We start from the raw sequence: 21,928 nt of genomic DNA on the forward strand, positions 1-21,928 counted from the left end.
ACGCTCAAGACCGCGAGCTTTGCAACGGAAGAAAAGTCCATCAAGGGCAGCTTCTACGGCTCGACCCGCCCGCGCCACGACTTCCCGCGGCTGTTGTCGCTCTACCAGGCGCCGGCAAGCTGAAGCTCGACGAGCTGATCACCCGGCGCTACCGCATCGAGGAAGCACCGCAGGCCTTCGACGACCTGGCACAGGCCCGCAATGCGCGCGGCGTGATCGTGTTCGACTGATCCGGCCCGGGCCGCCAATGAAAAAGGCCGGCGCATGCCGGCCTTTCCGATGGGCGCGCCCGTTCAGGCGCGCCGGCTGCTGCACTCAGGGGCGCGCCACCTTCCAGACGCCGTTGAAACCGTCGCCGGTCTTGTCGCCGGCCTTGGCGTCCTTCGACCAGTAGTAGAGCGGGGCGCCCTTGTAGGCCCACTGCTTGCTGCCGTCGTCGCGCACGATGATCGTGTAGGGGCCCATCGGCTTGGCGGTGTCGGCCACCTTCAGCGCTGGCCAGGCCACGATGCAGGGGCCGTTGCAGGCCGACTTGCCGCTGCCGACGACGTCGCGGTCGAAGGTGTAGAGCGTCATCCCGGTCGGGCCGATCAGCACCCCGTCAGAGGTGCGGGTGGGCGTGTCCGGCGCCTTGCTGGACATGCTGCCGCAGCCGGCGAGCAGGGCGACGGCAAGAATCGAGGCGCTGAGCAGTTTCATGAAGTTTTCTCCTTCGGTTAAAAAATCGGAATGCAGCCCGGACAGTCTAGCCGCCGGCACTTTCGAGCTGACGGTGGACCGCGGTGGCTAGGCCAAGCAAGGCATCGCGCGGGAGCGCGCCCGCCAGAGCGTAGCCGAAGCCGCGGTCGACCCAGTAGAAACTCGGCACCGGCCCTTCGGTCGTGAAACGGAAGGCGGTTTCTCCGGCGCTCGAGGCGCTCGCCCCGTCCAGGCTGCCGATGTAGAGCGTCACCCGTTCACCGCCGGCCTTTTCGAACATGAACTGCGCCCTGGGGCCCTGGCTGCCCGGCAGCAGCCGGCCACCGACCAGCGTGTAGCCCTGTGTCGACAGGTCAGGCAGCTTCAGCCGCCGGTCGAGTCGCCTGGAGAGCCACTGCACCAGGTGCTGCTGCTCGGCGGCGGCCACTTCCACCGGGTGCCGCTTCTCGGGCGAATAGACCGCGTGGGCCACGGCTGCCGCATGCACGAACTCCTGGGTTGYCGGTGCCGCACGGACCAGCCGCGAAGGGTCGCCGTTCGCGCGCAGCCATTGCCCGTTGCCGAACCAGCCGGCACCGAAGGCGATCGCGACGGTGGCTGCCATGCCACCCCAGCGCAACCAGCGGGCGTCGGCCGCCTGCCGCCCACCCGCCATGCCCGCGGCCTCCAGCAGCATCGGCGGGACCGGCTCGTCGAGCACCTCGCGATGCAGCTGGCGCAGGGCGTCGCGCTGGGCCTGCCAGGCGTGCAGGTCTTCGTCGGAGGGCGGAGGCGGCGTGTTCATGTCGTGCTCGGTTACTTGAGGCGGCGCAGCGCGGCGCGGCCGGATGCCGGCGTCGCTTCGTCCATCAGGGCCTGCAGGCGGCTGCGGGCCCGCGACAGCCGCGACATCACCGTGCCGGCCGGAATGCCGAGCACCTTCGCGACCTGTGCGTACGAGAGATCCTCGAGCGCGACCAGCAGCAGCACCGCCCGCTGGTCCTCCGGCAGCAGCAGCAGGCAGCGCTGCAGGTCGATCGCCTGATCGCGGGGCGAGTCGGCGGCGCGCAACTCGTGCGCCGCGTCTTCAATGTCGACGACGACTGCGCGCGCCGGTGCCCGCCGCATCTGGCTGGCGAACTGGTTGTGCATGATCGTGAAGAGCCAGGCCCGCAGGTCGGTCCCCAGGCTCCACAGCCGCCATTTGCTGCAGGCGCGCTCCAGCGTGTCCTGCACCAGGTCGTCGGCGGCCCAGGCGTCGCCGGTCAGCGTGCGTGCATAGCGCCGCAGGCTCGGGATGTGGGGGACGAGGGCGCGTGAATCCATGGACGATGTACCTGATGCACGAACGCCGCCGACGGGGGGGTTATTCCACCGCCCTCGAAAAAAACTTTCTCAACGGCTGCGGCTCTTCATGGCGCGCTCGACCTCGCGCTTGCCTTCGCGGTCCTTGATGGTGTCGCGCTTGTCGTGCTCGGCCTTGCCCTTGGCCAGCGCGATCTCGCACTTGACCTTGCCGGCCTTCCAGTGGAGGTTGAGCGGCACCAGCGTGTAGCCCTTCTGCTCGACCTTGCCGATCAGCCGGCGGATCTGCTCCTTGTGCAGCAGCAGTTTCTTGGTGCGCACCGAATCCGGCGTGATGTGCGTGGACGCCGAACGAAGCGGATTGATCTGGCAGCCGATCACGAACAGCTCGCCATTGCGGATGACGACGTAGCCGTCGGTCAGTTGCACCTTGCCCTCGCGAAGCGACTTGACCTCCCAGCCCTCGAGCACCATCCCGGCCTCGAAACGCTCTTCGAAGAAATAGTTGTACGCGGCCTTCTTGTTGTCGGCGATGCGGGAGGAGGGGTCTTGCTTCTTTTTCGTGGCCATGGTGTTTCAGGTGAGGGCTGCATGGCTTCAATACAATCCGTCGCGCACGCGGTGCCGATTCTATGAAAACAGTCCACAAGTCCGTTCTTATCTGGTACAGCGCCGACGAGATGTATGCGCTCGTCACCGATGTGGCGAGGTATCCCGAGTTCCTGCCGTGGTGCGATCGCTCGAAAGTCATCGAGGACAGCGGACTCGGCATGACCGCCGAGGTCGGCCTCGCTTTCAGCGGTTTCCACCAGAGCTTCACCACCCGGAACACCCATGTGCCGGGCCGCGAGGTCCACTTGAAGCTGGTCGACGGGCCGTTCTCGAACCTCGATGGGGTCTGGACCTTCACCCCGGTCGGGGAAGACGGCGAGCGCGCCTGCCGGGTCGAGCTCAACCTGAGCTACGGCTTCAGCAACTTTGCGCTCCAGGCGCTGGTCGGCCCGGTGTTCGACAAGATCGCCTCGAACCTTGTGGAGGCCTTCGTGAAGCGCGCCGAGCAGGTCTACGGCGTCGCGTGATGCCGAGGGTTACGGTCGCCTGCTCGCCGGGGCCGCGCGAGGTCTTCGAGCGGGAGCTCGAAGTTCCGCCGGGCGCAACAGTGCGCGAGGCGGTGGTCGCCAGCGGCCTGCCGCAGGCCTTGCCGGGACTGGACTGGCAAGCACTTACGCCGGGGATCTGGGGCCGGGCGGTCGAATGGACCCGGTGCGTGGGCGAGCTCGATCGGGTCGAACTGTGCCGTCCGCTCACGGTGGACCCGAAGGTGGCGCGGCGCGAGCGATTCCGCCAGCAGGGCGCGCGCGGCACGGGTCTTTTTGCGAACCGGCGCAAGGGCGGCAAGGCCGGGTACTAGAGCGCGAGTCCCGGCYAGGGTCTATTTGCAGTCGGAGTCGATGACCGCCTGCAGCCGCTTCTGCTCGCTGGCGCGCGTGGCGTCGTCGATGATCTCGCGCTCGCCCTGGGCATTCAGGCGCGCGACGCGGAGGCCGCTGTCCATGGTCGCCTTGCCTTCGCGCGCCCGGCTGCAGTTTTCCTTCCGGGCCTGGGCGATCTTCTGCGTCTCGGCGGCCTGCTTGGCCTTTTCGGCCTCCTCGGCCTTGCGCGCCTTCTCCTCGAGTTCCTTGTCGACGCCGGCGGCCTTGGGGGCGGCCGGTGGCTGGGAAGCGGGCGAAGGGGCCGCCGTCACCACATCCTCGGCAACCGGCGCCGCACTGTAGTTCAGCCGCTTGGCCGGCGCACTGGGCCGGCGCAGGATGTTCTTTTCGGGCACCTCGGGCGGCGGCGCGTGGTCGCTGAACACCTTCTTGTTGTCCTTGTCGAGCCACTGCCATTGGGCCTGCGCGCCCAGGGGCAGCAGGAAAACGGACCCGACGAGGAGCAACTGCACGAGCTTCATGGCCCGAAGTTTACCGCCGCCTTACGTTTTGCAACCTGCCTGCTGGCGTTTTTGCAACGCTTGGACGGTATTTGGACGCAGCTTGGCCCTATTGCGACGCAGAAAGCGCTAATCCCTGGCTCGGCCCGGGCCCGGAGGCCTCGTTACAATCCTTCTTTTGGAGCTTCACCCCATGCGCCTTCTCGGCAAAGCGCTCACCTTCGACGACGTGTTGCTGGTGCCAGCGTTCTCCCAGGTCCTTCCCAAGGACACTTCCCTCGCCACTCGGCTCTCCCGCAACATCACGCTCAATCTGCCGCTGGTTTCGGCCGCGATGGACACCGTGACCGAAGCGCGCCTCGCGATCGCCATCGCGCAGGAAGGCGGCATCGGCATCGTCCACAAGAACCTCACGCCGGCCGAGCAGGCGGCCCAGGTGGCCAAGGTGAAGCGCTACGAATCCGGCGTGCTGCGCGATCCGGTCGTCATCACCCCGACCCACACCGTGCGGCAGGTGATGGCTTTATCCGAACAGCTCGGCATTTCGGGCTTCCCGGTCTGCGATGCCGGCAAGGTGGTCGGCATCGTCACCGGCCGCGACCTGCGCTTCGAGAGCCGCTACGACGTGCCGGTGAGCGAGATCATGACCCGGCGCGACCGGCTCATCACGGTGCCCGACGGCACCACGCTGGCCGACGCCAAGGCGCTGCTCAACAAGCACAAGCTCGAGCGCCTGCTGGTGATCAACGAAGCCTGGGAGCTCAAGGGCCTGATCACCGTGAAGGACATCACCAAGCAGACCAGCTTTCCGAACGCGGCGCGCGACGCCAGCGGCCGGCTGCGCGTGGGTGCAGCGGTGGGTGTGGGCGAGGGCACCGAGGAGCGCGTCGAGGCGCTGGTCAAGGCCGGGGTCGACGCCATCGTGGTCGACACCGCGCACGGCCACAGCGCCGGCGTGATCGAGCGCGTGCGCTGGGTCAAGCAGAACTACCCGCAGGTCGACGTCATCGGCGGCAACATCGCCACCGGCGACGCTGCCCGTGCGCTGGCCGATGCCGGCGCCGACGCGGTCAAAGTCGGCATCGGCCCCGGCTCGATCTGCACCACCCGCATCGTGGCCGGCGTCGGCGTGCCGCAGATCATGGCGATCGACAACGTCGCCACCGCGCTGCAGGGCACCGGCGTACCGCTGATCGCCGACGGTGGCATTCGCTACTCGGGCGACATCGCCAAGGCGATCGCCGCCGGCGCCAGCACCGTGATGATGGGCGGCATGTTCGCCGGCACCGAAGAGGCGCCGGGCGAGATCGTGCTGTTCCAGGGCCGCAGCTACAAGAGCTACCGCGGCATGGGTTCGATCGGCGCAATGCAGCAGGGCAGCGCCGACCGCTACTTCCAGGAGTCGAGCACCGGTAACCCGAACGCCGACAAGCTGGTGCCCGAGGGCATCGAGGGCCGCGTGCCCTACAAGGGCTCGATGGTGTCGATCGTCTACCAGATGTCCGGCGGCCTTCGCGCCAGCATGGGCTACTGCGGATGCGCCACGATCGACGACATGAAGAACAAGGCCGAGTTCGTCGAGATCACCACGGCGGGCATTCGCGAGAGCCACGTGCACGACGTGCAGATCACCAAGGAAGCTCCGAACTACCGGGCTGAGTGAATGGGCCCCATGCTCCCCCACTGCCTGTGGGTCRCTGGCCCCCGAGGGGGCGGCAGGCCGGCTTGGGGGGCCCGGCGCCGGCCTGAGCCCAATCTGGCCAGACATTGAAAGCCGGGCCAGATTGGCTTTAGAATTCGGGCCAGATTAAATTTTTCTGGCCCAAATGCAATCCCTCGGCATCTCCGAAGCCAAGAACAACTTCTCGGCCCTGATCGACCTGGTCGAGAAGGGCGAGGAGGTGCGCATCACGCGCCATGGCAAGGAGGTCGTGCGCATGCTGCCGGTGCGGCGCAAGCCGGTGATCACCGACGAGCAGATCGCCCGCGAACTGAGGCAGATCGACGCCCTGCACGCCGCGATCAAGCCGGGTCCGGATGTGCGCGCCCTTCGGGACGAAGGGCGGCAGTCGTGACGGCCTTCGTCATGGATGCCTCGGTGACCTCGGCCTGGCTGCTGCCGGACCAGGCCAGCGAACACACCCGCAGGCTCTACGCCGCGATCCGCCGCGACGAGGTCGAGCCGCAGGCGCCCAATGCCTGGCAATGGGAGTGCGCCAACATCCTTGCCAACGGCGTGCGCAGCGGCCGCATCCCATCCTCCGCGGTCGAAGGCCTGTGGAGCGTGCTCGACGCCATCCGCCATCGCGTGGAACTGCACGAACTGGCGCCGGCCCAGCACAAGGCGGTGCTCGCGGTGGCCATCGATGCGGGTGTCTCGCTCTACGACGCGGGCTACCTCTGGCTGGCACGCTCGCTCGACCTTCCGCTCGCTACCTTCGACGAGCAGCTCATCCAGGCGGCGCCGCAGGCAGGCGTGCGCCTTTTCGACATTTCAACGCTCTGAGTCTTCTTCATGCAACACGACAAGATCCTCATCCTCGACTTCGGTTCGCAAGTCACCCAGCTGATTGCGCGCCGCGTGCGCGAGGCGCATGTGTTCTCCGAGGTCCATCCTTGCGACGTGAGCGACGAGTGGGTGCGCGAGTTCGCCAAGGACGGCAGGCTCAAGGGCGTGATCCTTTCCGGCAGCCACGCCAGCGTCTACGAGGACACCACCGACAAGGCACCGCAGGCGGTGTTCGATCTCGGCGTGCCGGTGCTGGGCATCTGCTACGGCATGCAGACCATGGCGCACCAGCTGGGCGGCAAAGTCGAGGGCGGCCACAAGCGCGAGTTCGGCTTCGCCGCCGTGCGGGCGCGCGGCCACACCGAGCTGCTACGCGACATCGCCGACTTCACGACCGACGAGGGCCACGGCATGCTCAACGTCTGGATGAGCCACGGCGACAAGGTCACCGAGCTGCCGCCGGGATTCAAGCTGATGGCCTCGACCGAGAGCTGCCCGATCGCCGGTATGGCGGACGAAGAGCGGCACTTCTATGCCGTGCAGTTCCATCCCGAAGTGACGCACACGCAGCAGGGCAAGGCGATCCTCGACCGCTTCGTGCTCGGCATCTGCGCGGCCCGGCCCGACTGGGTGATGCGCGATCACATCGCCGAAGCCGTCGAGGCAATCCGCCAGCAGGTGGGCGACGAGGAAGTCATCCTCGGGCTCTCGGGCGGCGTCGACTCGTCGGTGGCCGCGGCGCTGATCCATCGAGCCATCGGCGACCAGCTGACCTGCGTCTTCGTCGACCACGGCCTGCTGCGGCTAAACGAAGGCGACATGGTCATGGACATGTTCGTCGGCCAGCTGCATGCCAAGGTGATCCGCGTCGATGCCAGCGATCTGTTCCTCGGCAAGCTGGCCGGAGTGAGCGACCCCGAGGCCAAGCGCAAGATCATCGGCGGCGAGTTCGTCACCGTCTTCAAGCAGGAAGCGGCCAAGCTCACCAGCGCCGGCGCCAAGGGCGCCAAGTGGCTGGCCCAGGGCACCATCTATCCCGACGTGATCGAGTCGGGCGGCGCCAAGAGCAAGAAGGCGGTCACGATCAAGAGCCACCACAACGTCGGCGGCCTGCCCGAGCAACTGGGCCTGAAGCTGCTCGAGCCGCTGCGCGACCTGTTCAAGGACGAGGTGCGCGAACTCGGCGTCGCGCTGGGCCTGCCGCCGGAGATGGTGTATCGCCATCCGTTTCCGGGTCCGGGCCTGGGCGTGCGCATCCTCGGCGAAGTCAAGAAGGAATACGCCGAGCTGCTGCGCCGCGCCGATGCGATCTTCATCGAGGAACTGCGCAACTTCATCGACCCCGCCAGCGGCAAGAGCTGGTACGACCTCACGAGCCAGGCCTTCACGGTGTTCCTGCCGGTCAAGAGCGTCGGCGTGATGGGCGACGGCCGCACCTACGACTACGTGGTGGCGCTGCGTGCGGTGCAGACCAGCGACTTCATGACCGCTGACTGGGCCGAGCTGCCCTATGCGCTGCTCAAGAAGGTGTCGGGGCGAATCATCAACGAGGTGCGCGGCATCAACCGCGTGACCTATGACGTGAGCAGCAAGCCGCCGGCGACGATCGAGTGGGAGTGAGCACCCTGGGTTGTCACTTGACAACCTAACGGTTCAAACTCATACTCGAGATGTTGAATGGCTCGCCCGTCACACCCCAAGAAGGAAGTCGAAGGATGCGCTCAAGCATGCGGAACCACAGGGCTGGCGCGTCGAGATCGGCGGATGCCGTGCCTGGGGCCGTGTCTATTGCCCCTACAACGGCGACGAATGCCGCTGCGGCGAGTTCTGCATCACCAGCATTTGGAGCACGCCGAAGAACCCCGGCAATCACGCGCGGGCATTGCGACGAGTCGTGGTCAACTGTCCGACCCACAAGCGCCAAGGGGAAGGCGGCTCTTCTTCCGAGGAATGACCCATGGAATTCACCTTCACCCTCAAATACCAGCTTGCCGAAAACGATTGCGATCCCGAGGCACTGGTCGAACGTCTGGGTGAAGCCGGCTGCGACGATGCCCTGGTGGGCATCGGGCAATCGGGTCGCCTGGCCCTGGAGTTCACGCGCGAGGCCAACAGAGCGAAGGAAGCAGTCCGAAGCGCGTTGGCCGATGTCAAGGGTGCCATTCCATCGGCCAGGCTGGTGGAGGCCGCGCCAGACTTCGTCGGCCTGACGGATGTCGCCGAACTCGTGGGCGTATCGCGCCAGGCGATGCGCAAGCTCATGCTCTCCCATGTCAGCAACTTTCCGGTGCCGGTTCACGAGGGCAGCGCCTCCATTTGGCACCTGGCCGAGGTGCTCTCGTGGCTGGAAGGCAAGGGCGGCTATGTCCTGGATGGGAATTTGCTGGAAACCGCAAGGGCGACGCTGGAAGTTAATCTGGCCAAGGAAGCCCGCCGGCTTCCGGCGAAGGTGGTGCGCGAGCTTGAACAACTGATTGCATGAACGTTTTCGAGTCGGCGTCACGGACTGGCGTCCACGTGGTCCGAACGCAGGGCTGCACGGCACACTTCTCCCCGGTTCGTTGATGGTCAGTTGCGACGAGCGAGTGGGAGTGAAAGGAGTGCGGTGAACAGCCTCTTCTTCGCACTGCAGCCGGATCCAGCAGCCGCAGCCCAGGCCGCCGAACTGGCCCTGCGCCTGCGTGCCGATCACGGCCTCAAGGCTCTGGCGGCCACCGCGGAGCGTCTGCATGTGACCTTGCACCACCTGGGCTCCTGGCCCGAGTTGCCGGAAGACCTAGTGACGAAAGCCCAACAGGCGGCGGCAAGCCTGCACAGTGCGACGTTCGCGCTGCGCTTCGATGGCGTCAAGAGTTTCCGATCGAGAGCAAGAAAGCATCCGCTGGTGCTGGTCGGGCGCGAAGCGATGCCGGCCTTGCAGGCCTTTCGCCTCGAACTGGGGGCTGCGCTGCGCGCGTCCGGCGTGACGGCCGACCAGGGCGTCTTCACGCCGCACATGACACTGCTTCGCGTCACGCAGGTCGTGCCGGACCTGCGGGTGGCGCCCATCGCCTGGAAGGCCCGCGAGTTCGTCCTGATCCGGAGCCTTATCGGCAAGGGGCGGCATGTCGTGCTCGGGCGCTGGCCCTTGCACGGCTGAGCGCCTCAGCACTCCACCACATTCACCGCCAATCCCCCCAGCGAAGTCTCCTTGTAGGTCGACTTCATGTCCTCGCCGGTCTGCATCATGGTCTTGATGACGGCGTCGAGCGACACATAGTGGCTGCCGTCGCCGCGCAGCGCCAGCCTGGCCGCGTTGATGGCCTTGACCGCGCCCATCGCGTTGCGCTCGATGCACGGGATCTGCACCAGCCCGCCGACCGGGTCGCAGGTCAGGCCGAGGTTGTGCTCCATGCCGATCTCGGCCGCGTTCTCGACCTGGGCCGGCGTGCCGCCGAGCACCGCGGCCAGCGCGCCGGCCGCCATCGAGCAGGCCACGCCGACCTCGCCCTGGCAGCCGACCTCGGCGCCCGAGATCGACGCGTTGGCCTTGTAGAGCATGCCGATGGCGGCCGCGGTGAGCAGGAAGTCGACGACGCCATCGTCCGAAGCGCCGGGACAGAACTTGTCATAGTAGTGCAGCACCGCCGGGATCACGCCCGCCGCGCCGTTGGTCGGCGCGGTCACCACCCGGCCGCCGGCCGCGTTCTCCTCGTTGACCGCCATTGCGAAGGCGTTGACCCAGTCCATCGCCGACAGCGGGTCGGCGCCCGCGGCACCCGCGTCGCTGGCCAGCAGCTCGCGGCAGAGCTGGGGCGCGCGTCGGCGGATGTTGAGATTGCCGGGGAGGCGCTCGGCGGCGCCCGGATTGTCGATGCCGAAGCCGCGCCGCACGCACAGCCGCATGACCTGCCAGATGTGGAGCACGCCCGCGCGCACGTCGACCGGATCGCGCCAGATAGCCTCGTTGTCGCGCACCAGCCGTGCCACGCTCAGCCCTTTCTGCGTGGCCTGCGAGATCAACTCGTCGCCGCTGCGAAACGGATGGGGCCACACGAGGCCGGCCGATGCATCGGCCGCTGCCGCATCGGCGCCGCCTTCGACGACGAAGCCGCCGCCGACCGAGAAGTAGCAGCGATCGGCCAGCACAACGCCGCCGGCGTCGAACGCGAMCATCCGCATGCCGTTGGGATGCTCGGCGAGCGACTCGTGGCCGGCGAACTCGATGTCCCGGGCCTGTGCGAAGCCGATCGGATGGCGGCCCAGCAGCGCCAACTGACTCGCGCGACGAACGGCATCGATGTGCGGCCGCACCTTCGCAGGGTCGACCGTGTCAGGGGCCTCGCCCAGCAGCCCGAGCATGACGCCCACATCGGTCGCGTGGCCGTGTCCGGTCGCGCCGAGCGAGCCATAAAGCCGCACGCGAACCCGCGCCGTGCGCGCCAGCAGGCCGTCGCGCTCGAGCGCGTTCGCGAACATGCACGCCGCCCGCATCGGGCCCACGGTGTGCGAGCTCGACGGGCCGATACCGACCTTGAAGATATCGAAGACGGACAGCATCGCCCGACTATGCGGCCGCCAGTTGCTGCTTGACAAGCGCCACCCAGAAGGCGGCGCCGAGCGGCAGGATCTGGTCGTTGAAGTCGTAGTAGGGTTGTGCACCGGCGGGTCGTTTTCGGGCCTTCGCCGGTGCGCCGATGTAGGCGCCCGGCCGCTTCTGGAGCATGAAGGCGAAATCCGAGGCAGTCGAGGCCAACACCTAGGGCTTGGGAACGTAGCTGTTGCCGGCCGCCTTGTAGCGCTCGATCGCTGCGCTGAGGTCGTCGAGCTCCTCGCAGGGCGTGGTGCAGACCTTCGCCAGCCGAGCAAGGCGCTCCTCGGCCTGGGGCAGCTTGCCAAGGATCAGGAAGAGCTCTCCGGAGTACTCGAGCGCACCGCGATGGTCGCGGTCGATGCGCAGCGCGGTGGCGTAGTACCGCTCGGCCGATGGGTAATCGGGCGGCGAGGCCTTGCGGAGGCTGTAGCCCATCAGGTTGTTCCAGTCGGCGTTTCCGGTGTCTCTCACGCGCTCGAGTTCGGCAATGGCGGCCTGCCAATTCCCGGCTGCGATCTGGGAGCGGGCGTCGCCGAGCTTGAGTGCTGGCGGCGCCGACACCGTGTCCGCCGCTTGTGTGGCATGGATGGCGAGCGCTGCGAGAACGGCGCTGCAAATGCTTCCGAAGGTCTTGTTCATGGCGTGATCTCCAGATGAAGGACGGTCTCGATCGCGACGAGTCCGGACTTCCAGGCGTCGTCGAACAGCGATTTCAACAACTGCTGCCCAATTGGGTCTTGCTCTGCTCCAGTGGCTTGATGCCGCGATAGATCAACGGCTGCACCACCCGGCGGGCGAAGGCCTTGCGTTCGGCATCGGTGTCCTTGCCGTTCGTCGAGACCTCGAAGGCCCGCCTGCCGCCGGGGAGGCTCCAGCGTTCGATCTTGATATCGCCGGAACTCATTCGCAGCATGCTGCTGGTGCAGTCCAGCGGCTTGGCCATGAAGCGCGCCGGCAGCAGCTCGGCGATGTGGCCCTCGGCCTCGCAGCTGCGCGAATAGTTCGTCTTGGTCACGCCCTCGGCCCTCCAACCGATGTCGATTTCGTTCTTCCGCTTGGCATCGACCTTAAAGGGACAGCGCCAATCGGACTTCGTCCCGCGCGACGGGAAGGCGACCGGGCTTMTCAGCTTGTACATCGACTCCATCTCGCCCCCCGAAAGCCGCTCGCGGGCGATCGCAGTGGCGCCCGGCGGCGCGTCGGTGGGCTGCTTGACTTCGAAATACCGGACCACGAAGGTCTTGCGCTTGCCCTCGGAAAGATGCAACGACTCGGCGATCGCCTCGATCGTGGCGGGGCCGCCGTCTGCCGGGTCCCAGCGGATCGCGAACTCGGCATCGGCCGCCGCCAGCGCCGCGCTGGCCGCCAGCAGGCATCCCGCCGCGAGGCCGATGCGCCTCATGGCGGTCTCAGCCCTTCGCCTTGTCCTTGTGCTTCTTCGGCTTGCCGCCCGCCGCTTCGGCGTCGCCATCGAGCACCAGTTTGCTCGGGTCGAGCTGGCGCTTCTGCAGGTCGTGCAGCAGGCCGGCATCGCTGAGGTCGATCTTGTGCGAGGACTCCCAGTCGCGCTGCGCGGTTTCCTCCAGCCGCTGCACCGTGCCGGATTCGTCGGTCTCGATCGCCAGTTCGCGCCTGCCGTCGAAGCTGCCCGGCGCCAGGTTGATCGAGCCCACGATGGCCCGCTTGCCGTCGGCCAGCATCATCTTCGCGTGCAGCTTCAGGTGCTTCATGGTGTGCACCTTGGCGCCGACATCCTGCAGGATCCGCAGCCCGCCCACGCCCTCGATCAGCTTCTCGGCCTTGAGCGAATGGGGCGGCTTGGTCAGGATGTGGACCTTGACGCCACGGGTCGCGGCCCGCACCAGGCGCTCGATGATCACCGTGTCCTGGTAGCGCTCGTTCTGCACCCACAGCGAATGCTGCGCGCCGTCGATGAAGGCGGCCACGCGCTGGCGGCCGTTGTCGGGGCACCAGATCAGGCGCGACTCGGGATGCGGCGAAAAGTCCTCGTGCGCCCAGTCGGCATCGAAGCAGTCCACCATCTCGCGGGTCTCGAGGTCGTGCGTCGTCACGACCGCATAGTCGCGCGTCTCGGTCAGGTCCTTGGGCTCCCAGTTGAGTGATTCGACGAAGCCGACCTGGTCATCGATCACCATCGACTTCTGGTGCGTCAGGTCGAACTTCGGATTGCTGTCGCGGACCTCGATGCCGGCATCGAGCAGCGCCTTGCGGGATTCCTGGTTCTCGGTTTCGCCGGTGCGGCGGGCCGGGTTCAGCATCACGCGGACCTTGACGCCGCGCTGCTTGGCGGCGATGACCGCTCTGAGCAGCGTCTCGTCGGTGAACAGGAACATCCGGATGTTCAGCGCCAGCTTGGCTGCGTTGATTGCGTCCAGGATCGGCTTGGCGGTGTCATCGGGCAGAACGATCAGTCGGTGGGACATGGCTTCCTCACGCGGGCGCGGCCACAGCGGCCGCCGGGTTTTCAAACTGGATGCGGTGCAGCTCGGCATAGACGCCGCCGAGCGCGACCAGCTCGTCGTTGGTGCCTTCCTCGACCACGATGCCGTCCTTCAGCACGATGATCTTGTCGGCGTTGCGAAGCGTGCTGAGCCGGTGCGCGATCATGATCACGGTGCGGCCCTGCATCAGCCGCTCCAGTCCTTCGATGACCAGGCGTTCGGACTCGGTGTCGAGTGCGGCCGTCGGCTCGTCGAGGATCATGATCGGGCTGTTGCGGATCACGGCGCGCGCGATGCCGATGCGCTGGCGCTGGCCGCCCGACAGCGTGTCGCCGCGCTCCCCGACCACCGAGTCGTAGCCATGCGGCATGCGGCTGATGAACTCGTCGGCATTGGCGAGCTTGGCCGCGGCCACGATCTCCTCCCGGCTGGCGCCGGGCTTGCCGTAGGCGATGTTCTCGCCGATGGTGCCGCGGAACAGCACCGTCTCCTGCAGCACGAAACCGATCTGCGCGCGCAGCGAAGCAAGCTTCTGCCGGCTGGTGTCGACGCCGTCGATCAGCACCCGCCCGCCGGTCGGATCGTAGAAGCGCGGCATCAGGCTGACCACCGTCGACTTGCCGCTGCCGGTCGGGCCGACGATGCCGACCACCTGGCCCGGCTTGATCGTGAAGCAGACGTCGCGCAGCACCGGGGCTTCGTCGCCATAGCCGAAGGCGACGTGCTCGAAGGTGATTTCTCCTTTGGCGCGACCGGGATCGATGGCGTCCGGGTGCTCGTGGATGATGTCGTCGGCGCCGAGGATCTTCTGGATCCGCTCGAGCGCGACGGTGGTCTGGGCGAGGGTGCTGGCCATGCCGGCCAGGTCCTTGACGGGCTTGAAGAACTTGCTCAGGTAGGCGAGGTAGACGGTGAGGGAGCCGGCCGTCATGGTGCCGGCGATGATTAGCGCGGTGCCCTTCCAGAGCACGATGCCGGTGCACAGGGCGACCACCACGGCCACCACCGGCGACAGCAGCGACTTGATCTTGCGCGCCCGCAGCGCGGCCTCGGTGCTGGCATGGCTGGCGGCTTCCATGTGCTGCACCTCAAGGTCCTGGCGGCCGAAGGCCTTGATCGCACGCACCGAGCCCAGGCCTTCCTGGACCACCGCGACGATCTCGCTCTGGCGTACCCGCACTTCGCGCGTGACGTCCTTCACCGCCTTCTTGAAGCGGAACACGAAAAGCAGCAGGAAGGGCATGACCGCGATCGCGATCAGCGTGAAGTCCCAGTCGAGCCAGATCATCAGGCCGAGCATGAAGACGATCGTGACGATGTCCACCAGGATCGACAGGGTCGACGAGGAGGCGAAGGCCTGCACCGTCGAGACATCGCTCGTGATGGTCGACATCAGCGTGCCGGTCTTGGCGCTGTCGTAGAAGGCCAGCGAGAGCCGGTGCAGGTGCTCGTAGATGCGCAGCCGCAGGTCGTTGGCGACCCATTGCCCGATGCTGGTGGTGTAGTAGTTGTCGATGTAGGTCGCAATCCCGCCGATGACCGCGATCGCCAAGGTCGCTATGCCGGCGAACAGCGCCACGCCCAGCGTGTGGCGGCCGATGCCGAGCTGATGTGCCCATTCGAGCCAGTGTGGCAGGTGGTGGGTGCCGAGGGCGTCGTCCAGCACCAGTTTCAAGGGCCAGGGCGCCGCCAGGCTCATCAGCACTTCCACCACCATCGCGGTCAGCACGATGGCCAGCCAGCCTCGGTAGGGCTTGACCAGGCCGAGCACCAGGCGCGTCATGTCCTGGCCCTGCGCCTTGGCCGCGTGCTTGGCGGCCCGGGTGGCCGAGTGCTGCGGGGGCTCGGTGGCAGGCGGCGCCTCTGTGGGTATTGGAGTTGACATGCGGAGGGCTGGTGACTGGGATGACGCTCAACGTCACGAGATTGTGAACGTAGGCGTGGAGCCAACGCAAGCATCGGGCCCGGCCTCTTCGGCGACCCGGGCACAATCCGCGCCATGAGGCAATGGTTGCGTACGCAAGGGGGCTGGTGGCTCGCATGGCTGCTGGCCGCTGGCACCGGCGCGGTCTGGCTCGCGCGCGGCGAGATTCGGCAGTTGCGCGAGGATTTCGAGGTCAACGGCCGCATCGCCCATCGGCTCTTGAGCCAGCAGGTGGTGCAGTACGACGCCGTACTGGCGACCCTCGCCCTGCTCGAGCCGGTGCCCGGCGCCGCCCGCTCCGAGCGCCGGCTGCCTTCGGTGTACCCCTCGATCCTCGATGTCGAGCGGCGCGAGGCCGATGCCGCGTGGCCGGAGCCGTCGCTGGCACCGGCCGAGGCCCGTTCGCGCGAACTGCAGCGTCCCGAGTTCGTCGCCGCCGACTTCGCGAGCGGCCGCTACCGGCTGGTGATCGGTGCACGGCCGATCAGCTATGCGCTCGACATCGACCTGGCGACCGCGGTGCCGTGGCGCGACTGGCCGATGGATCCGAAGACCAGCCCGGTGCGCGTGACGCTCGAACAGGCGGGCCAGCGCTTCGTGGTGCAGCCGGGCRCTCCGGCCGCCGATGGCGGCTGGCATTTCGATTTCCGCAAAGTGCTGGCCTCGGAAAGCCAGGCCTTCGAACTGGGGGCCGAACGGCGGGTCTCCTGGGCCGAATTGCCGTGGGCCGCGATGGCCGCCTGGTCGGTCGCCATGGGCCTGGCGCTTGGCGGCGCCTATGCGCTGCGGCGCCAGCGCATCGCGCGCCGCCGCGCCGAGGAACTGCTGCGGCTGGGGCAGGTCGCGCGGCTCAACGCGCTCGGCGAACTCGCCGCCGGCATGGCTCATGAACTGAACCAGCCGCTGACCGCGGTGCTGGCCAACACCCAGGCCGCGCAGCGCCTGCTCGCCGAGGAGCCGCCCGAGTTGGCCACCGCCCGTTCGGCGATGAAGCAGGCCGCCGAGCAGGCGCGGCGCGCCGCCGACGTGGTGGGTCGGCTACGGCGAGTCATCGAGCGGCCCGACCGGCAGGCCGGGATGCGGCCGGTGGCCTTGCAGGAGGCGCTGCGCAGCGCGCTGCATCTGCTGGCCCCCGAGATGGCCCGGCGCTCGGTCTCGCCGGCCGTCGAAGATGCGGCGCAGGCGCCCGTGATGGTGCTGGCCGACCCGGTCGCGCTCGAGCAGATCGTCCACAACCTGTTGATGAACGCGCTGCAGGCGCTCGACGCGTTGCCGCCCGGCGAGCGCCGGCTGAAGCTCTCGATTGGCGTCGAGGCCGGCCGCGGCGTGCTCGGCGTGAGCGACAACGGGGCCGGGCTGTCGGCCGAAGCGCTGCCGCGCGTCTTCGAGCCTTTCTTCAGCACGCGGGAGGGCGGGCTCGGGCTCGGCCTGAGCCTGTCCGAGACGCTGGCCACGGGCATGGGCGGATCGCTCGAGGTGGCGCATGCCGCGCCGCGCGGCGCTCGTTTCACGCTGCGGCTGCCGCTCGCCGGCCGCGGCGGCCAGGAGGGGAAGACATGAGCGGCTCGCTGTCTCCGTTGATCCACCTGATCGACGACGACCAGGCGGTGCGCGAGAGCCTGGCGCTGCTGATCGGCACCGTCGGCCTCCGGACCCAGACCTGGGCCGATCCCCGCGCCTTCCTCGACGGCTTCGACCGCGCGAGTATCGGTGCCATCGTGCTCGACGTCCGCATGCCCGGCATCGGCGGGCTGGCGTTGCTCGACATGCTGGTGGCGCAAGGGGTCGACCAGCCGGTGATCATGCTCACCGGCCACGGCACGGTCGAGATGTGCCGGCGTGCCTTCAAGGCCGGGGCGGCGGAGTTCCTTGAGAAGCCGGTCGACGACGAGCAGTTGCTCGAGGCGCTGCAGCAGGCGGTGCGCAAGCACGTCGACTCGCGCGAGCGCACGCAGGCCGACCAGGCGGCGCGCGAGCGCTTCCAGCAGTTGTCCGAGCGCGAGCGCGAGGTGCTGGGCTTCATCGTCGCCGGCCTGACCAACAAGGAGATCGCGCGCGCGCTGGCGCTCTCGCCGCGTACCGTGGAGACGCACCGTGCCAACCTGTTCGCCAAGCTCGAATGCGATTCGCTGGCGCAGCTGATCCGGCGCTACGCCGGCCTGGTCGACGCCACCGACTGATTGGGCATTCGGTCCGCGATCCGTAGTTCTACGGAGCCGCGCGGGTAGCCGTACGAATGGCCGGCGGGCGCGGCGATTCCTACAGTGGCGGAGCCGGTTGGCGACATGCCGGCGCCACTTTCAAAAACCCTTTCGGAGAACTCCATGCAATCGTCCCTTCGCCTCGGCAGCCTCGCCGTCCTGCTCGCCGCTTCCGCCCTGGGCGCACAGGCCCAGACCGCGGCGCCGAGCCCGTCCGTGCGCGCTGAGAAGAACATGTCGCTCGAACTGGCGAACGAGATCGCCGGTGCGGCGGTCGCTGCCTGCGCCGCCAACGGCTACGCGGTCGCCGCCACCGTGGTCGACCGGTCCGGCACCGTGCGTGCGATCCAGCGCGCCAACAACGCCGGCTCGCACACGCTGGGCGCCAGCGAGCGCAAGGCCTGGACCTCGGCCTCGGCCAAGACGCCGACCCTGGCGATGATGGAGAACGCGCAGAAGAACCCGGCGGCCGCCAACCTCGTGAACATCCCGGGCTTCCYGCTGCTCGGCGGCGGCGTGCCGGTCAAGGCGGGCAACGAGGTCATCGGCGCGGTCGGCGTCGGCGGTGCGCCGGGCGGCCACCTCGACGAGCAGTGCGCCAACGCGGCGCTCGACAAGGTCAAGGGCCAGCTCGGCTGATTCGCATGAAGGCCGTTCTGCTCGCCTTCGCGCTGGCCGGAGCCTGGCTGGCCGCGCCGGTGGCAGCTCAGGTGGCGCCGAGCGCCGCTGAGGCGCAGGCCTACAAGGGCCTGCATCGCGCGGCCTGGCGCGGCGACCTGGCGCAAATGAAAGCGCTGATCGCCGGCGGTGCCGACCTCGAGGCGCGCGACGGCCTGGGCCGCACGCCGCTGCACGTGGCGACCCACGCGCGGCAGCGAGACGCCATCGGCATGCTGGCCGAAGCCGGTGCCAAGCTCGACGCGTTCGAGAACGACCGCTACGACGCCGTGACCATCGCCGCGGTCGCCGACGATGTGCCGACGCTGGCGCTGCTGTTGTCCCTGGGTGCCAAGCCGGGTCAGACCACCAGCCGCTACGACGGCACGGCGTTGATCGCCGCGGCCCATCTCGGTCACGACGAGGTGGTGCGCCGGCTGATCGCCGCCGGTGCGCCGCTGGACCACGTCAACAATCTGCACTGGACCGCGCTGATCGAGGCCATCGTGCTCGGCGAAGGCGGGCCGCGCCACCAGCGCACGCTCGTCGCGCTGGTCGATGCCGGCGCCAACCTGCAGCTCGCGGATCGCCAGGGCCAGACGCCGCTGCAACTCGCGAGCGCCCGCGGCTACGCGCCGATGGTCGAAAAGCTGCGCGCGGCCGGCGCGAGGTAGCGGCGGCTCGGGGACAATCGGGCGGTCCCATCGAGGGATCGCAGGATCACGCCCCATGTACATGCCGCCGCAGTTCAACGTCACCGACCGCGCCATCGCCGCGCGGCTCATGCACGACCATCCCTTCGCCACCCTGATCTCCAGCGACGACGAGGGCTTGCCCTACCTGACGCACCTGCCGCTGGTCCTGGACGAGAGCGGCCCGGACGGGCTGATGCTCTTCGGCCATTGCGCCAAGCCCAATGCCCACTGGCGCTACCTGCAGGCCCGACCCCGGGCGCTGGTGAGTTTCCTGGGGCCGCACGCCTACCTCTCGCCCTCGGTCTACCCGGACCTGGCGCGGGTGCCGACCTGGAACTACCTGGCCGTGCACTGCACGGTCGAGGCTCGCCTGATCGAGGGCGCGGACGGGAAGGACGCGCTGCTCAAGCGCCTGATCGGCCAGCACGAACCGGCCTACGCGCAGCAATGGCGCGATCTGGGGCAGGAGTTCCAACACAAGATGCTCAACGGCATCGTCGGCTTCGAGCTCAAGGTGATCGCGCTGCAGTGCAAGGTCAAGCTCAACCAGCACCGCAAGGAATCCCATGCCGCGATGTTCGATACCTACCGCGAAGGCACCGCCGACGAGCGCGCGCTTGCCGACTGGATGCTGYGGCTYGGCATCGCCGGGGAGGCTTGAGATGCGCATGTTCGGACTGCTCGGATTGCTGCTCGCCTTGGTCATCGTCGGGCTGCTGGTCAAGAAGCAGCTGGCCGGTGTCGCGGCGCCGGTGCTGCCGGCCGGCCCCAGCGCGGCGGGCGCCGCGCCGGCGGGCGACGTTCGCGCGCAAAGCCAGCAGATCCAGCAGCAGTTCAAGAAGTCGCTCGATGCCGCGGTGCAGGCGCGACCCGTGACCGATGACAACTGACGCCGACTGGATGGCGCTCGCGCTGGCCGAGGCGCGGCAGGCTGCCGAAGCCGGCGAGGTGCCGATCGGCGCGGTGCTGGTCAAGAAAGGCCGGGTCGTGGCCAGCGGACGCAATGCGCCGATCGCGCTGCACGACCCGAGCGCGCATGCCGAGATCAACGCCCTGAGGGCGGGTGGGGCCGCGCTCGGCAACTACCGGCTCGACGGCTGCGAGTTGTTCGTGACGCTTGAGCCCTGCGCGATGTGTGCCGGCGCGATGCTGCATGCGCGGCTGGCCCGGGTCGTGTTCGGCGCCGCGGACCCCAAGACGGGCGCCGCCGGGTCGGTGGTCGACCTGTTTCGCGAGACCCGGCTCAACCACCGCACGGAAGTGCAGGGCGGTGTTCTGGCGGACGAATGCCAGGCGCTCCTGCAAGGCTTCTTCCAGCGCCGCCGCAGCGCCGCCCGGGAAGCGGCCGAGCCCTTGCGCGACGACGCCTTGCGCACGCCGGCCGAGCGCTTCGCCGGGCTGCTCGACTGTCCGTTCGAGCCGCACCACGTCAGCGACCTGCCGAGCCAGCACGGCTGGCGCATGCACTACATCGACGAGGGGCTGCAAGACGCGCCCTGTACCTGCCTATGCCTGCACGGCCCGGGCGAGTGGAGCTACTTCTTCCGGCACCTCGCGGGCACGCCAGGGCTGCGAATCCTGGCGCCCGACCTGGTCGGCTTCGGCAAGAGCGACAAGCCCAAGCGCGAAGCGGTGCACCGGCTCGACTGGCACTGGGACCTGCTGCTCGACTGGCTGGAGCGACTCGCGCAACAGCGACTCGAGCCGGGGCCATTGGCATTGCTGCACAGCGCCGGTGCCGCGGTCTGGGCCGCCGGGCTGGCCGCTGCCGCGCCCGGACGCTTCGCTTGCGTGTTGCCGGTTCCGGATGGCACCGGGCCGGCGAGCGAGGCCTGGCGCGCCCCGTTCCCCGACCGCGGCTACGAGGCCGCGCTGCGGGCGCTCGGCCCGATCCCGAAGGACGTGGGCGGCCCGACCCCCGAACAAGCGGCGATGCTGGCCCAGCGGGTGCGCGAGGCAATGGGATACTTCGCCCCGTGAAAAAGCACATCTACATCTATTCGCCCTCCAGCGCCGTGCGCGACAAGGCCGCCTTCAAGCGCGGCGTCAAGCGCCTTCAGTCCCTGGGCCACGAGGTCGAAGTCGACGAGTCGGCGCTCGCCACGCACCAGCGTTTCGCCGGCGACGACGCCACGCGTCTGCAAGCGATCTCGCGCGCCGCGGCCAGCGGTGCCGACGTGGCGCTGATCTCGCGCGGCGGATATGGCCTGACCCGCATCCTCGATGCGATTCCCTACAAGGCCGTGGCCAAGGCGATCCATCGCGGCACCGAGTTCGTCGGGCTCAGCGACTTCACTGCCTTCCAGCTGGCGTTGCAGGCCAAGACCGGCGCCGTGAGTTGGGCCGGCCCGGCGGTGGGCGAAGACTTCGGCGCCAAGGCGGGCGCCGACGACATCATGGAAGCCTGCTTCGACGATTTGCTGTCAGGGCAGGGCGAGGGCACCGGCTGGCGCATGCCGGCGCCCGACAGCGTCGACCTGCCGCCATTGCGCAGCATCCGCGACGCGGTGCTGTGGGGCGGCAATCTCTGTGTCCTGACCAGCCTGCTGGGCACGCCGTGGTTTCCTGCCATCGACAAGGGCGTGCTGTTCCTCGAGGACATCAACGAGCATCCTTACCGGGTCGAGCGCATGCTCGACCAGCTGCGTCAAGCGGGTGTGCTCGGGCGGCAGAAGGCGGTTCTGCTCGGTAAGTTCACCGGGATCCGGAAGGTCCCGCACGACCGTGGCTTCGGCATGCAGACCGTGGTGGACCGCCTGCGCGGCCTGATCAAGCCCCCAGTGTTGACCGGACTGCCCTTCGGCCATGTCCCGACAAAGGTGCTGCTGCCCGTCGGCGCCAAGGTGGAACTTGCGGCCGACGGCCGCGACGTCTTCATGGTCTGGGGCCACAGGCACTAGGATCGCCCCCAGGTTGGCTCACTGCGTGTAGCCGCCCACCCCCTACCGGGGGCGCCGCCAGCGGCCCGGCAAAGCCGGTTCCGCGGCGGCC

The 21,928-nt window shown here is 68.2% G+C and carries 27 protein-coding genes and 2 pseudogenes; 18 read left to right on the forward strand and 11 right to left on the reverse strand.

Annotation, left to right across the window (positions count from 1 at the left end):
* Positions 1 to 230, forward strand: a pseudogene (locus AC1DY5_RS05255) (hypothetical protein); the annotation flags it as partial.
* 85 nt (positions 231 to 315) lie between these two features.
* On the opposite strand, the gene AC1DY5_RS05260 reads toward AC1DY5_RS05255, so the two are convergent.
* From AC1DY5_RS05260 to smpB, 4 genes are all read right to left on the reverse strand, one after another.
* Complete coding sequence (locus tag AC1DY5_RS05260) at positions 316 to 699, reverse strand: COG4315 family predicted lipoprotein (protein ID WP_478109325.1); 384 nt, start codon at positions 697 to 699, stop codon at positions 316 to 318.
* Positions 700 to 745: 46 nt separating this feature from the next.
* Positions 746 to 1,483 carry an anti-sigma factor family protein gene (locus tag AC1DY5_RS05265; protein WP_478109327.1) on the reverse strand — a complete coding sequence of 246 codons (738 nt, stop codon included), beginning with the start codon at positions 1,481 to 1,483 and terminating at the stop codon, positions 746 to 748.
* Between the two features lie 11 nt (positions 1,484 to 1,494).
* Complete coding sequence (locus AC1DY5_RS05270; RefSeq protein WP_478109328.1) at positions 1,495 to 2,004, reverse strand: sigma-70 family RNA polymerase sigma factor; 510 nt, start codon at positions 2,002 to 2,004, stop codon at positions 1,495 to 1,497.
* 69 nt (positions 2,005 to 2,073) lie between these two features.
* Complete coding sequence (gene smpB / locus AC1DY5_RS05275) at positions 2,074 to 2,553, reverse strand: SsrA-binding protein SmpB (RefSeq protein WP_478109330.1); 480 nt, start codon at positions 2,551 to 2,553, stop codon at positions 2,074 to 2,076.
* 62 nt (positions 2,554 to 2,615) lie between these two features.
* On the opposite strand from smpB, the gene AC1DY5_RS05280 reads away from it, so the two are divergent.
* Complete coding sequence (locus AC1DY5_RS05280; protein ID WP_478109331.1) at positions 2,616 to 3,062, forward strand: type II toxin-antitoxin system RatA family toxin; 447 nt, start codon at positions 2,616 to 2,618, stop codon at positions 3,060 to 3,062.
* Positions 3,062 to 3,394: an RnfH family protein gene (locus tag AC1DY5_RS05285; protein WP_478109333.1), complete on the forward strand. Its 333-nt coding sequence runs from the start codon at positions 3,062 to 3,064 to the stop codon at positions 3,392 to 3,394. Before AC1DY5_RS05280 ends, AC1DY5_RS05285 begins: the two co-directional genes overlap by 1 nt.
* A gap of 21 nt (positions 3,395 to 3,415) precedes the next feature.
* On the opposite strand, the gene AC1DY5_RS05290 is transcribed toward AC1DY5_RS05285, so the two are convergent.
* Complete coding sequence (locus tag AC1DY5_RS05290; protein WP_478109334.1) at positions 3,416 to 3,937, reverse strand: DUF4124 domain-containing protein; 522 nt, start codon at positions 3,935 to 3,937, stop codon at positions 3,416 to 3,418.
* Positions 3,938 to 4,109: 172 nt separating this feature from the next.
* On the opposite strand from AC1DY5_RS05290, the gene guaB reads away from it, so the two are divergent.
* The 7 genes and pseudogenes from guaB (at position 4,110) to thpR (ending at position 9,564) form a co-directional block, all read left to right on the forward strand.
* Complete coding sequence (gene guaB / locus AC1DY5_RS05295; RefSeq protein ID WP_478109336.1) at positions 4,110 to 5,579, forward strand: IMP dehydrogenase; 1,470 nt, start codon at positions 4,110 to 4,112, stop codon at positions 5,577 to 5,579.
* Between the two features lie 163 nt (positions 5,580 to 5,742).
* Positions 5,743 to 5,991 carry a type II toxin-antitoxin system Phd/YefM family antitoxin gene (locus AC1DY5_RS05300; protein WP_478109339.1) on the forward strand — a complete coding sequence of 83 codons (249 nt, stop codon included), beginning with the start codon at positions 5,743 to 5,745 and terminating at the stop codon, positions 5,989 to 5,991.
* A gap of 11 nt (positions 5,992 to 6,002) precedes the next feature.
* Positions 6,003 to 6,422 (forward strand): type II toxin-antitoxin system VapC family toxin, encoded by a 420-nt coding sequence (locus tag AC1DY5_RS05305; protein WP_478109392.1) that lies wholly within the window; start codon positions 6,003 to 6,005, stop codon positions 6,420 to 6,422.
* A 9-nt stretch (positions 6,423 to 6,431) separates the two neighbouring features.
* On the forward strand, positions 6,432 to 8,045 hold the full coding sequence (gene guaA / locus AC1DY5_RS05310; RefSeq protein WP_478109340.1) for a glutamine-hydrolyzing GMP synthase: 1,614 nt from the start codon (positions 6,432 to 6,434) through the stop codon (positions 8,043 to 8,045).
* A 57-nt stretch (positions 8,046 to 8,102) separates the two neighbouring features.
* A pseudogene (locus tag AC1DY5_RS05315) lies at positions 8,103 to 8,379 on the forward strand (hypothetical protein).
* A gap of 3 nt (positions 8,380 to 8,382) precedes the next feature.
* The gene (locus AC1DY5_RS05320) at positions 8,383 to 8,907 is read left to right on the forward strand and encodes a helix-turn-helix transcriptional regulator (RefSeq protein WP_478109342.1); all 525 of its coding nucleotides are present in this window, start codon (positions 8,383 to 8,385) and stop codon (positions 8,905 to 8,907) included.
* A 123-nt stretch (positions 8,908 to 9,030) separates the two neighbouring features.
* Entirely contained in the window at positions 9,031 to 9,564 is a 534-nt protein-coding gene (thpR, locus tag AC1DY5_RS05325) for an RNA 2',3'-cyclic phosphodiesterase (RefSeq protein ID WP_478109344.1), read from the forward strand.
* A gap of 5 nt (positions 9,565 to 9,569) precedes the next feature.
* Here the strand turns inward: thpR and AC1DY5_RS05330 are convergent, their stop codons facing one another.
* The 6 genes from AC1DY5_RS05330 to AC1DY5_RS05355 all read right to left on the reverse strand — a co-directional run bounded on the left by AC1DY5_RS05330 (position 9,570) and on the right by AC1DY5_RS05355 (position 15,345).
* Positions 9,570 to 10,964, reverse strand: coding sequence for an L-serine ammonia-lyase (locus AC1DY5_RS05330; RefSeq protein ID WP_478109346.1), 1,395 nt, complete (start codon positions 10,962 to 10,964; stop codon positions 9,570 to 9,572).
* Between the two features lie 7 nt (positions 10,965 to 10,971).
* A complete protein-coding gene (locus AC1DY5_RS05335; protein WP_478109348.1) occupies positions 10,972 to 11,130 on the reverse strand; it encodes a hypothetical protein in 159 nt (52 codons plus the stop codon).
* Positions 11,131 to 11,163: 33 nt separating this feature from the next.
* Positions 11,164 to 11,637, reverse strand: a complete 474-nt coding sequence (locus tag AC1DY5_RS05340) for a tetratricopeptide repeat protein (protein WP_478109350.1) — start codon at positions 11,635 to 11,637, stop codon at positions 11,164 to 11,166.
* 73 nt (positions 11,638 to 11,710) lie between these two features.
* Entirely contained in the window at positions 11,711 to 12,400 is a 690-nt protein-coding gene (locus tag AC1DY5_RS05345) for a hypothetical protein (RefSeq protein WP_478109352.1), read from the reverse strand.
* A gap of 7 nt (positions 12,401 to 12,407) precedes the next feature.
* Positions 12,408 to 13,442 (reverse strand): phospholipase D-like domain-containing protein, encoded by a 1,035-nt coding sequence (locus tag AC1DY5_RS05350; RefSeq protein WP_478109354.1) that lies wholly within the window; start codon positions 13,440 to 13,442, stop codon positions 12,408 to 12,410.
* 7 nt (positions 13,443 to 13,449) lie between these two features.
* Positions 13,450 to 15,345, reverse strand: a complete 1,896-nt coding sequence (locus AC1DY5_RS05355; protein WP_478109355.1) for an ABC transporter ATP-binding protein — start codon at positions 15,343 to 15,345, stop codon at positions 13,450 to 13,452.
* A 114-nt stretch (positions 15,346 to 15,459) separates the two neighbouring features.
* Here AC1DY5_RS05355 and AC1DY5_RS05360 point away from each other — a divergent pair, with 114 nt between their 5' ends.
* The 8 genes from AC1DY5_RS05360 (at position 15,460) to AC1DY5_RS05395 (ending at position 21,837) form a co-directional block, all read left to right on the forward strand.
* Positions 15,460 to 16,944: a sensor histidine kinase gene (locus tag AC1DY5_RS05360; RefSeq protein WP_478109357.1), complete on the forward strand. Its 1,485-nt coding sequence runs from the start codon at positions 15,460 to 15,462 to the stop codon at positions 16,942 to 16,944.
* Complete coding sequence (locus AC1DY5_RS05365; protein ID WP_478109360.1) at positions 16,941 to 17,564, forward strand: response regulator transcription factor; 624 nt, start codon at positions 16,941 to 16,943, stop codon at positions 17,562 to 17,564. The genes AC1DY5_RS05360 and AC1DY5_RS05365 overlap by 4 nt, the downstream gene beginning before the upstream one ends.
* A 144-nt stretch (positions 17,565 to 17,708) precedes the next feature.
* A complete protein-coding gene (locus AC1DY5_RS05370) occupies positions 17,709 to 18,224 on the forward strand; it encodes a GlcG/HbpS family heme-binding protein (protein WP_478109362.1) in 516 nt (171 codons plus the stop codon).
* A gap of 5 nt (positions 18,225 to 18,229) precedes the next feature.
* The gene (locus AC1DY5_RS05375) at positions 18,230 to 18,916 is read left to right on the forward strand and encodes an ankyrin repeat domain-containing protein (RefSeq protein ID WP_478109364.1); all 687 of its coding nucleotides are present in this window, start codon (positions 18,230 to 18,232) and stop codon (positions 18,914 to 18,916) included.
* Between the two features lie 55 nt (positions 18,917 to 18,971).
* Complete coding sequence (locus tag AC1DY5_RS05380) at positions 18,972 to 19,598, forward strand: FMN-binding negative transcriptional regulator (RefSeq protein ID WP_478109368.1); 627 nt, start codon at positions 18,972 to 18,974, stop codon at positions 19,596 to 19,598.
* Positions 19,599 to 19,605: 7 nt separating this feature from the next.
* Positions 19,606 to 19,827: a hypothetical protein gene (locus tag AC1DY5_RS05385; protein ID WP_478109369.1), complete on the forward strand. Its 222-nt coding sequence runs from the start codon at positions 19,606 to 19,608 to the stop codon at positions 19,825 to 19,827.
* A complete protein-coding gene (tadA, locus tag AC1DY5_RS05390; protein WP_478109371.1) occupies positions 19,817 to 20,917 on the forward strand; it encodes a tRNA adenosine(34) deaminase TadA in 1,101 nt (366 codons plus the stop codon). Before AC1DY5_RS05385 ends, tadA begins: the two co-directional genes overlap by 11 nt.
* Positions 20,914 to 21,837 carry an LD-carboxypeptidase gene (locus AC1DY5_RS05395; RefSeq protein ID WP_478109372.1) on the forward strand — a complete coding sequence of 308 codons (924 nt, stop codon included), beginning with the start codon at positions 20,914 to 20,916 and terminating at the stop codon, positions 21,835 to 21,837. Before tadA ends, AC1DY5_RS05395 begins: the two co-directional genes overlap by 4 nt.
* Positions 21,838 to 21,928: the final 91 nt, after the last annotated feature.

This window comes from Variovorax sp. P4_D9 (genome assembly GCF_056401695.1).

What these genes read in the sequence shown, in the direction of transcription:
- AC1DY5_RS05260 (WP_478109325.1), bottom strand. Translation starts at nt 699, where the DNA reads ATGAAACTGCTCAGCGCCTCGATTCTTGCCGTCGCCCTGCTCGCCGGC.
- AC1DY5_RS05270 (WP_478109328.1), bottom strand. Translation starts at nt 2,004, where the DNA reads ATGGATTCACGCGCCCTCGTCCCCCACATCCCGAGCCTGCGGCGCTAT.
- smpB (WP_478109330.1), bottom strand. Translation starts at nt 2,553, where the DNA reads ATGGCCACGAAAAAGAAGCAAGACCCCTCCTCCCGCATCGCCGACAAC.
- AC1DY5_RS05280 (WP_478109331.1), top strand. Translation starts at nt 2,616, where the DNA reads ATGAAAACAGTCCACAAGTCCGTTCTTATCTGGTACAGCGCCGACGAG.
- AC1DY5_RS05285 (WP_478109333.1), top strand. Translation starts at nt 3,062, where the DNA reads ATGCCGAGGGTTACGGTCGCCTGCTCGCCGGGGCCGCGCGAGGTCTTC.
- AC1DY5_RS05290 (WP_478109334.1), bottom strand. Translation starts at nt 3,937, where the DNA reads ATGAAGCTCGTGCAGTTGCTCCTCGTCGGGTCCGTTTTCCTGCTGCCC.
- guaB (WP_478109336.1), top strand. Translation starts at nt 4,110, where the DNA reads ATGCGCCTTCTCGGCAAAGCGCTCACCTTCGACGACGTGTTGCTGGTG.
- AC1DY5_RS05300 (WP_478109339.1), top strand. Translation starts at nt 5,743, where the DNA reads ATGCAATCCCTCGGCATCTCCGAAGCCAAGAACAACTTCTCGGCCCTG.
- AC1DY5_RS05305 (WP_478109392.1), top strand. Translation starts at nt 6,003, where the DNA reads ATGGATGCCTCGGTGACCTCGGCCTGGCTGCTGCCGGACCAGGCCAGC.
- guaA (WP_478109340.1), top strand. Translation starts at nt 6,432, where the DNA reads ATGCAACACGACAAGATCCTCATCCTCGACTTCGGTTCGCAAGTCACC.
- AC1DY5_RS05320 (WP_478109342.1), top strand. Translation starts at nt 8,383, where the DNA reads ATGGAATTCACCTTCACCCTCAAATACCAGCTTGCCGAAAACGATTGC.
- AC1DY5_RS05335 (WP_478109348.1), bottom strand. Translation starts at nt 11,130, where the DNA reads ATGCTCCAGAAGCGGCCGGGCGCCTACATCGGCGCACCGGCGAAGGCC.
- AC1DY5_RS05340 (WP_478109350.1), bottom strand. Translation starts at nt 11,637, where the DNA reads ATGAACAAGACCTTCGGAAGCATTTGCAGCGCCGTTCTCGCAGCGCTC.
- AC1DY5_RS05350 (WP_478109354.1), bottom strand. Translation starts at nt 13,442, where the DNA reads ATGTCCCACCGACTGATCGTTCTGCCCGATGACACCGCCAAGCCGATC.
- AC1DY5_RS05355 (WP_478109355.1), bottom strand. Translation starts at nt 15,345, where the DNA reads ATGTCAACTCCAATACCCACAGAGGCGCCGCCTGCCACCGAGCCCCCG.
- AC1DY5_RS05365 (WP_478109360.1), top strand. Translation starts at nt 16,941, where the DNA reads ATGAGCGGCTCGCTGTCTCCGTTGATCCACCTGATCGACGACGACCAG.
- AC1DY5_RS05375 (WP_478109364.1), top strand. Translation starts at nt 18,230, where the DNA reads ATGAAGGCCGTTCTGCTCGCCTTCGCGCTGGCCGGAGCCTGGCTGGCC.
- AC1DY5_RS05385 (WP_478109369.1), top strand. Translation starts at nt 19,606, where the DNA reads ATGTTCGGACTGCTCGGATTGCTGCTCGCCTTGGTCATCGTCGGGCTG.
- tadA (WP_478109371.1), top strand. Translation starts at nt 19,817, where the DNA reads ATGACAACTGACGCCGACTGGATGGCGCTCGCGCTGGCCGAGGCGCGG.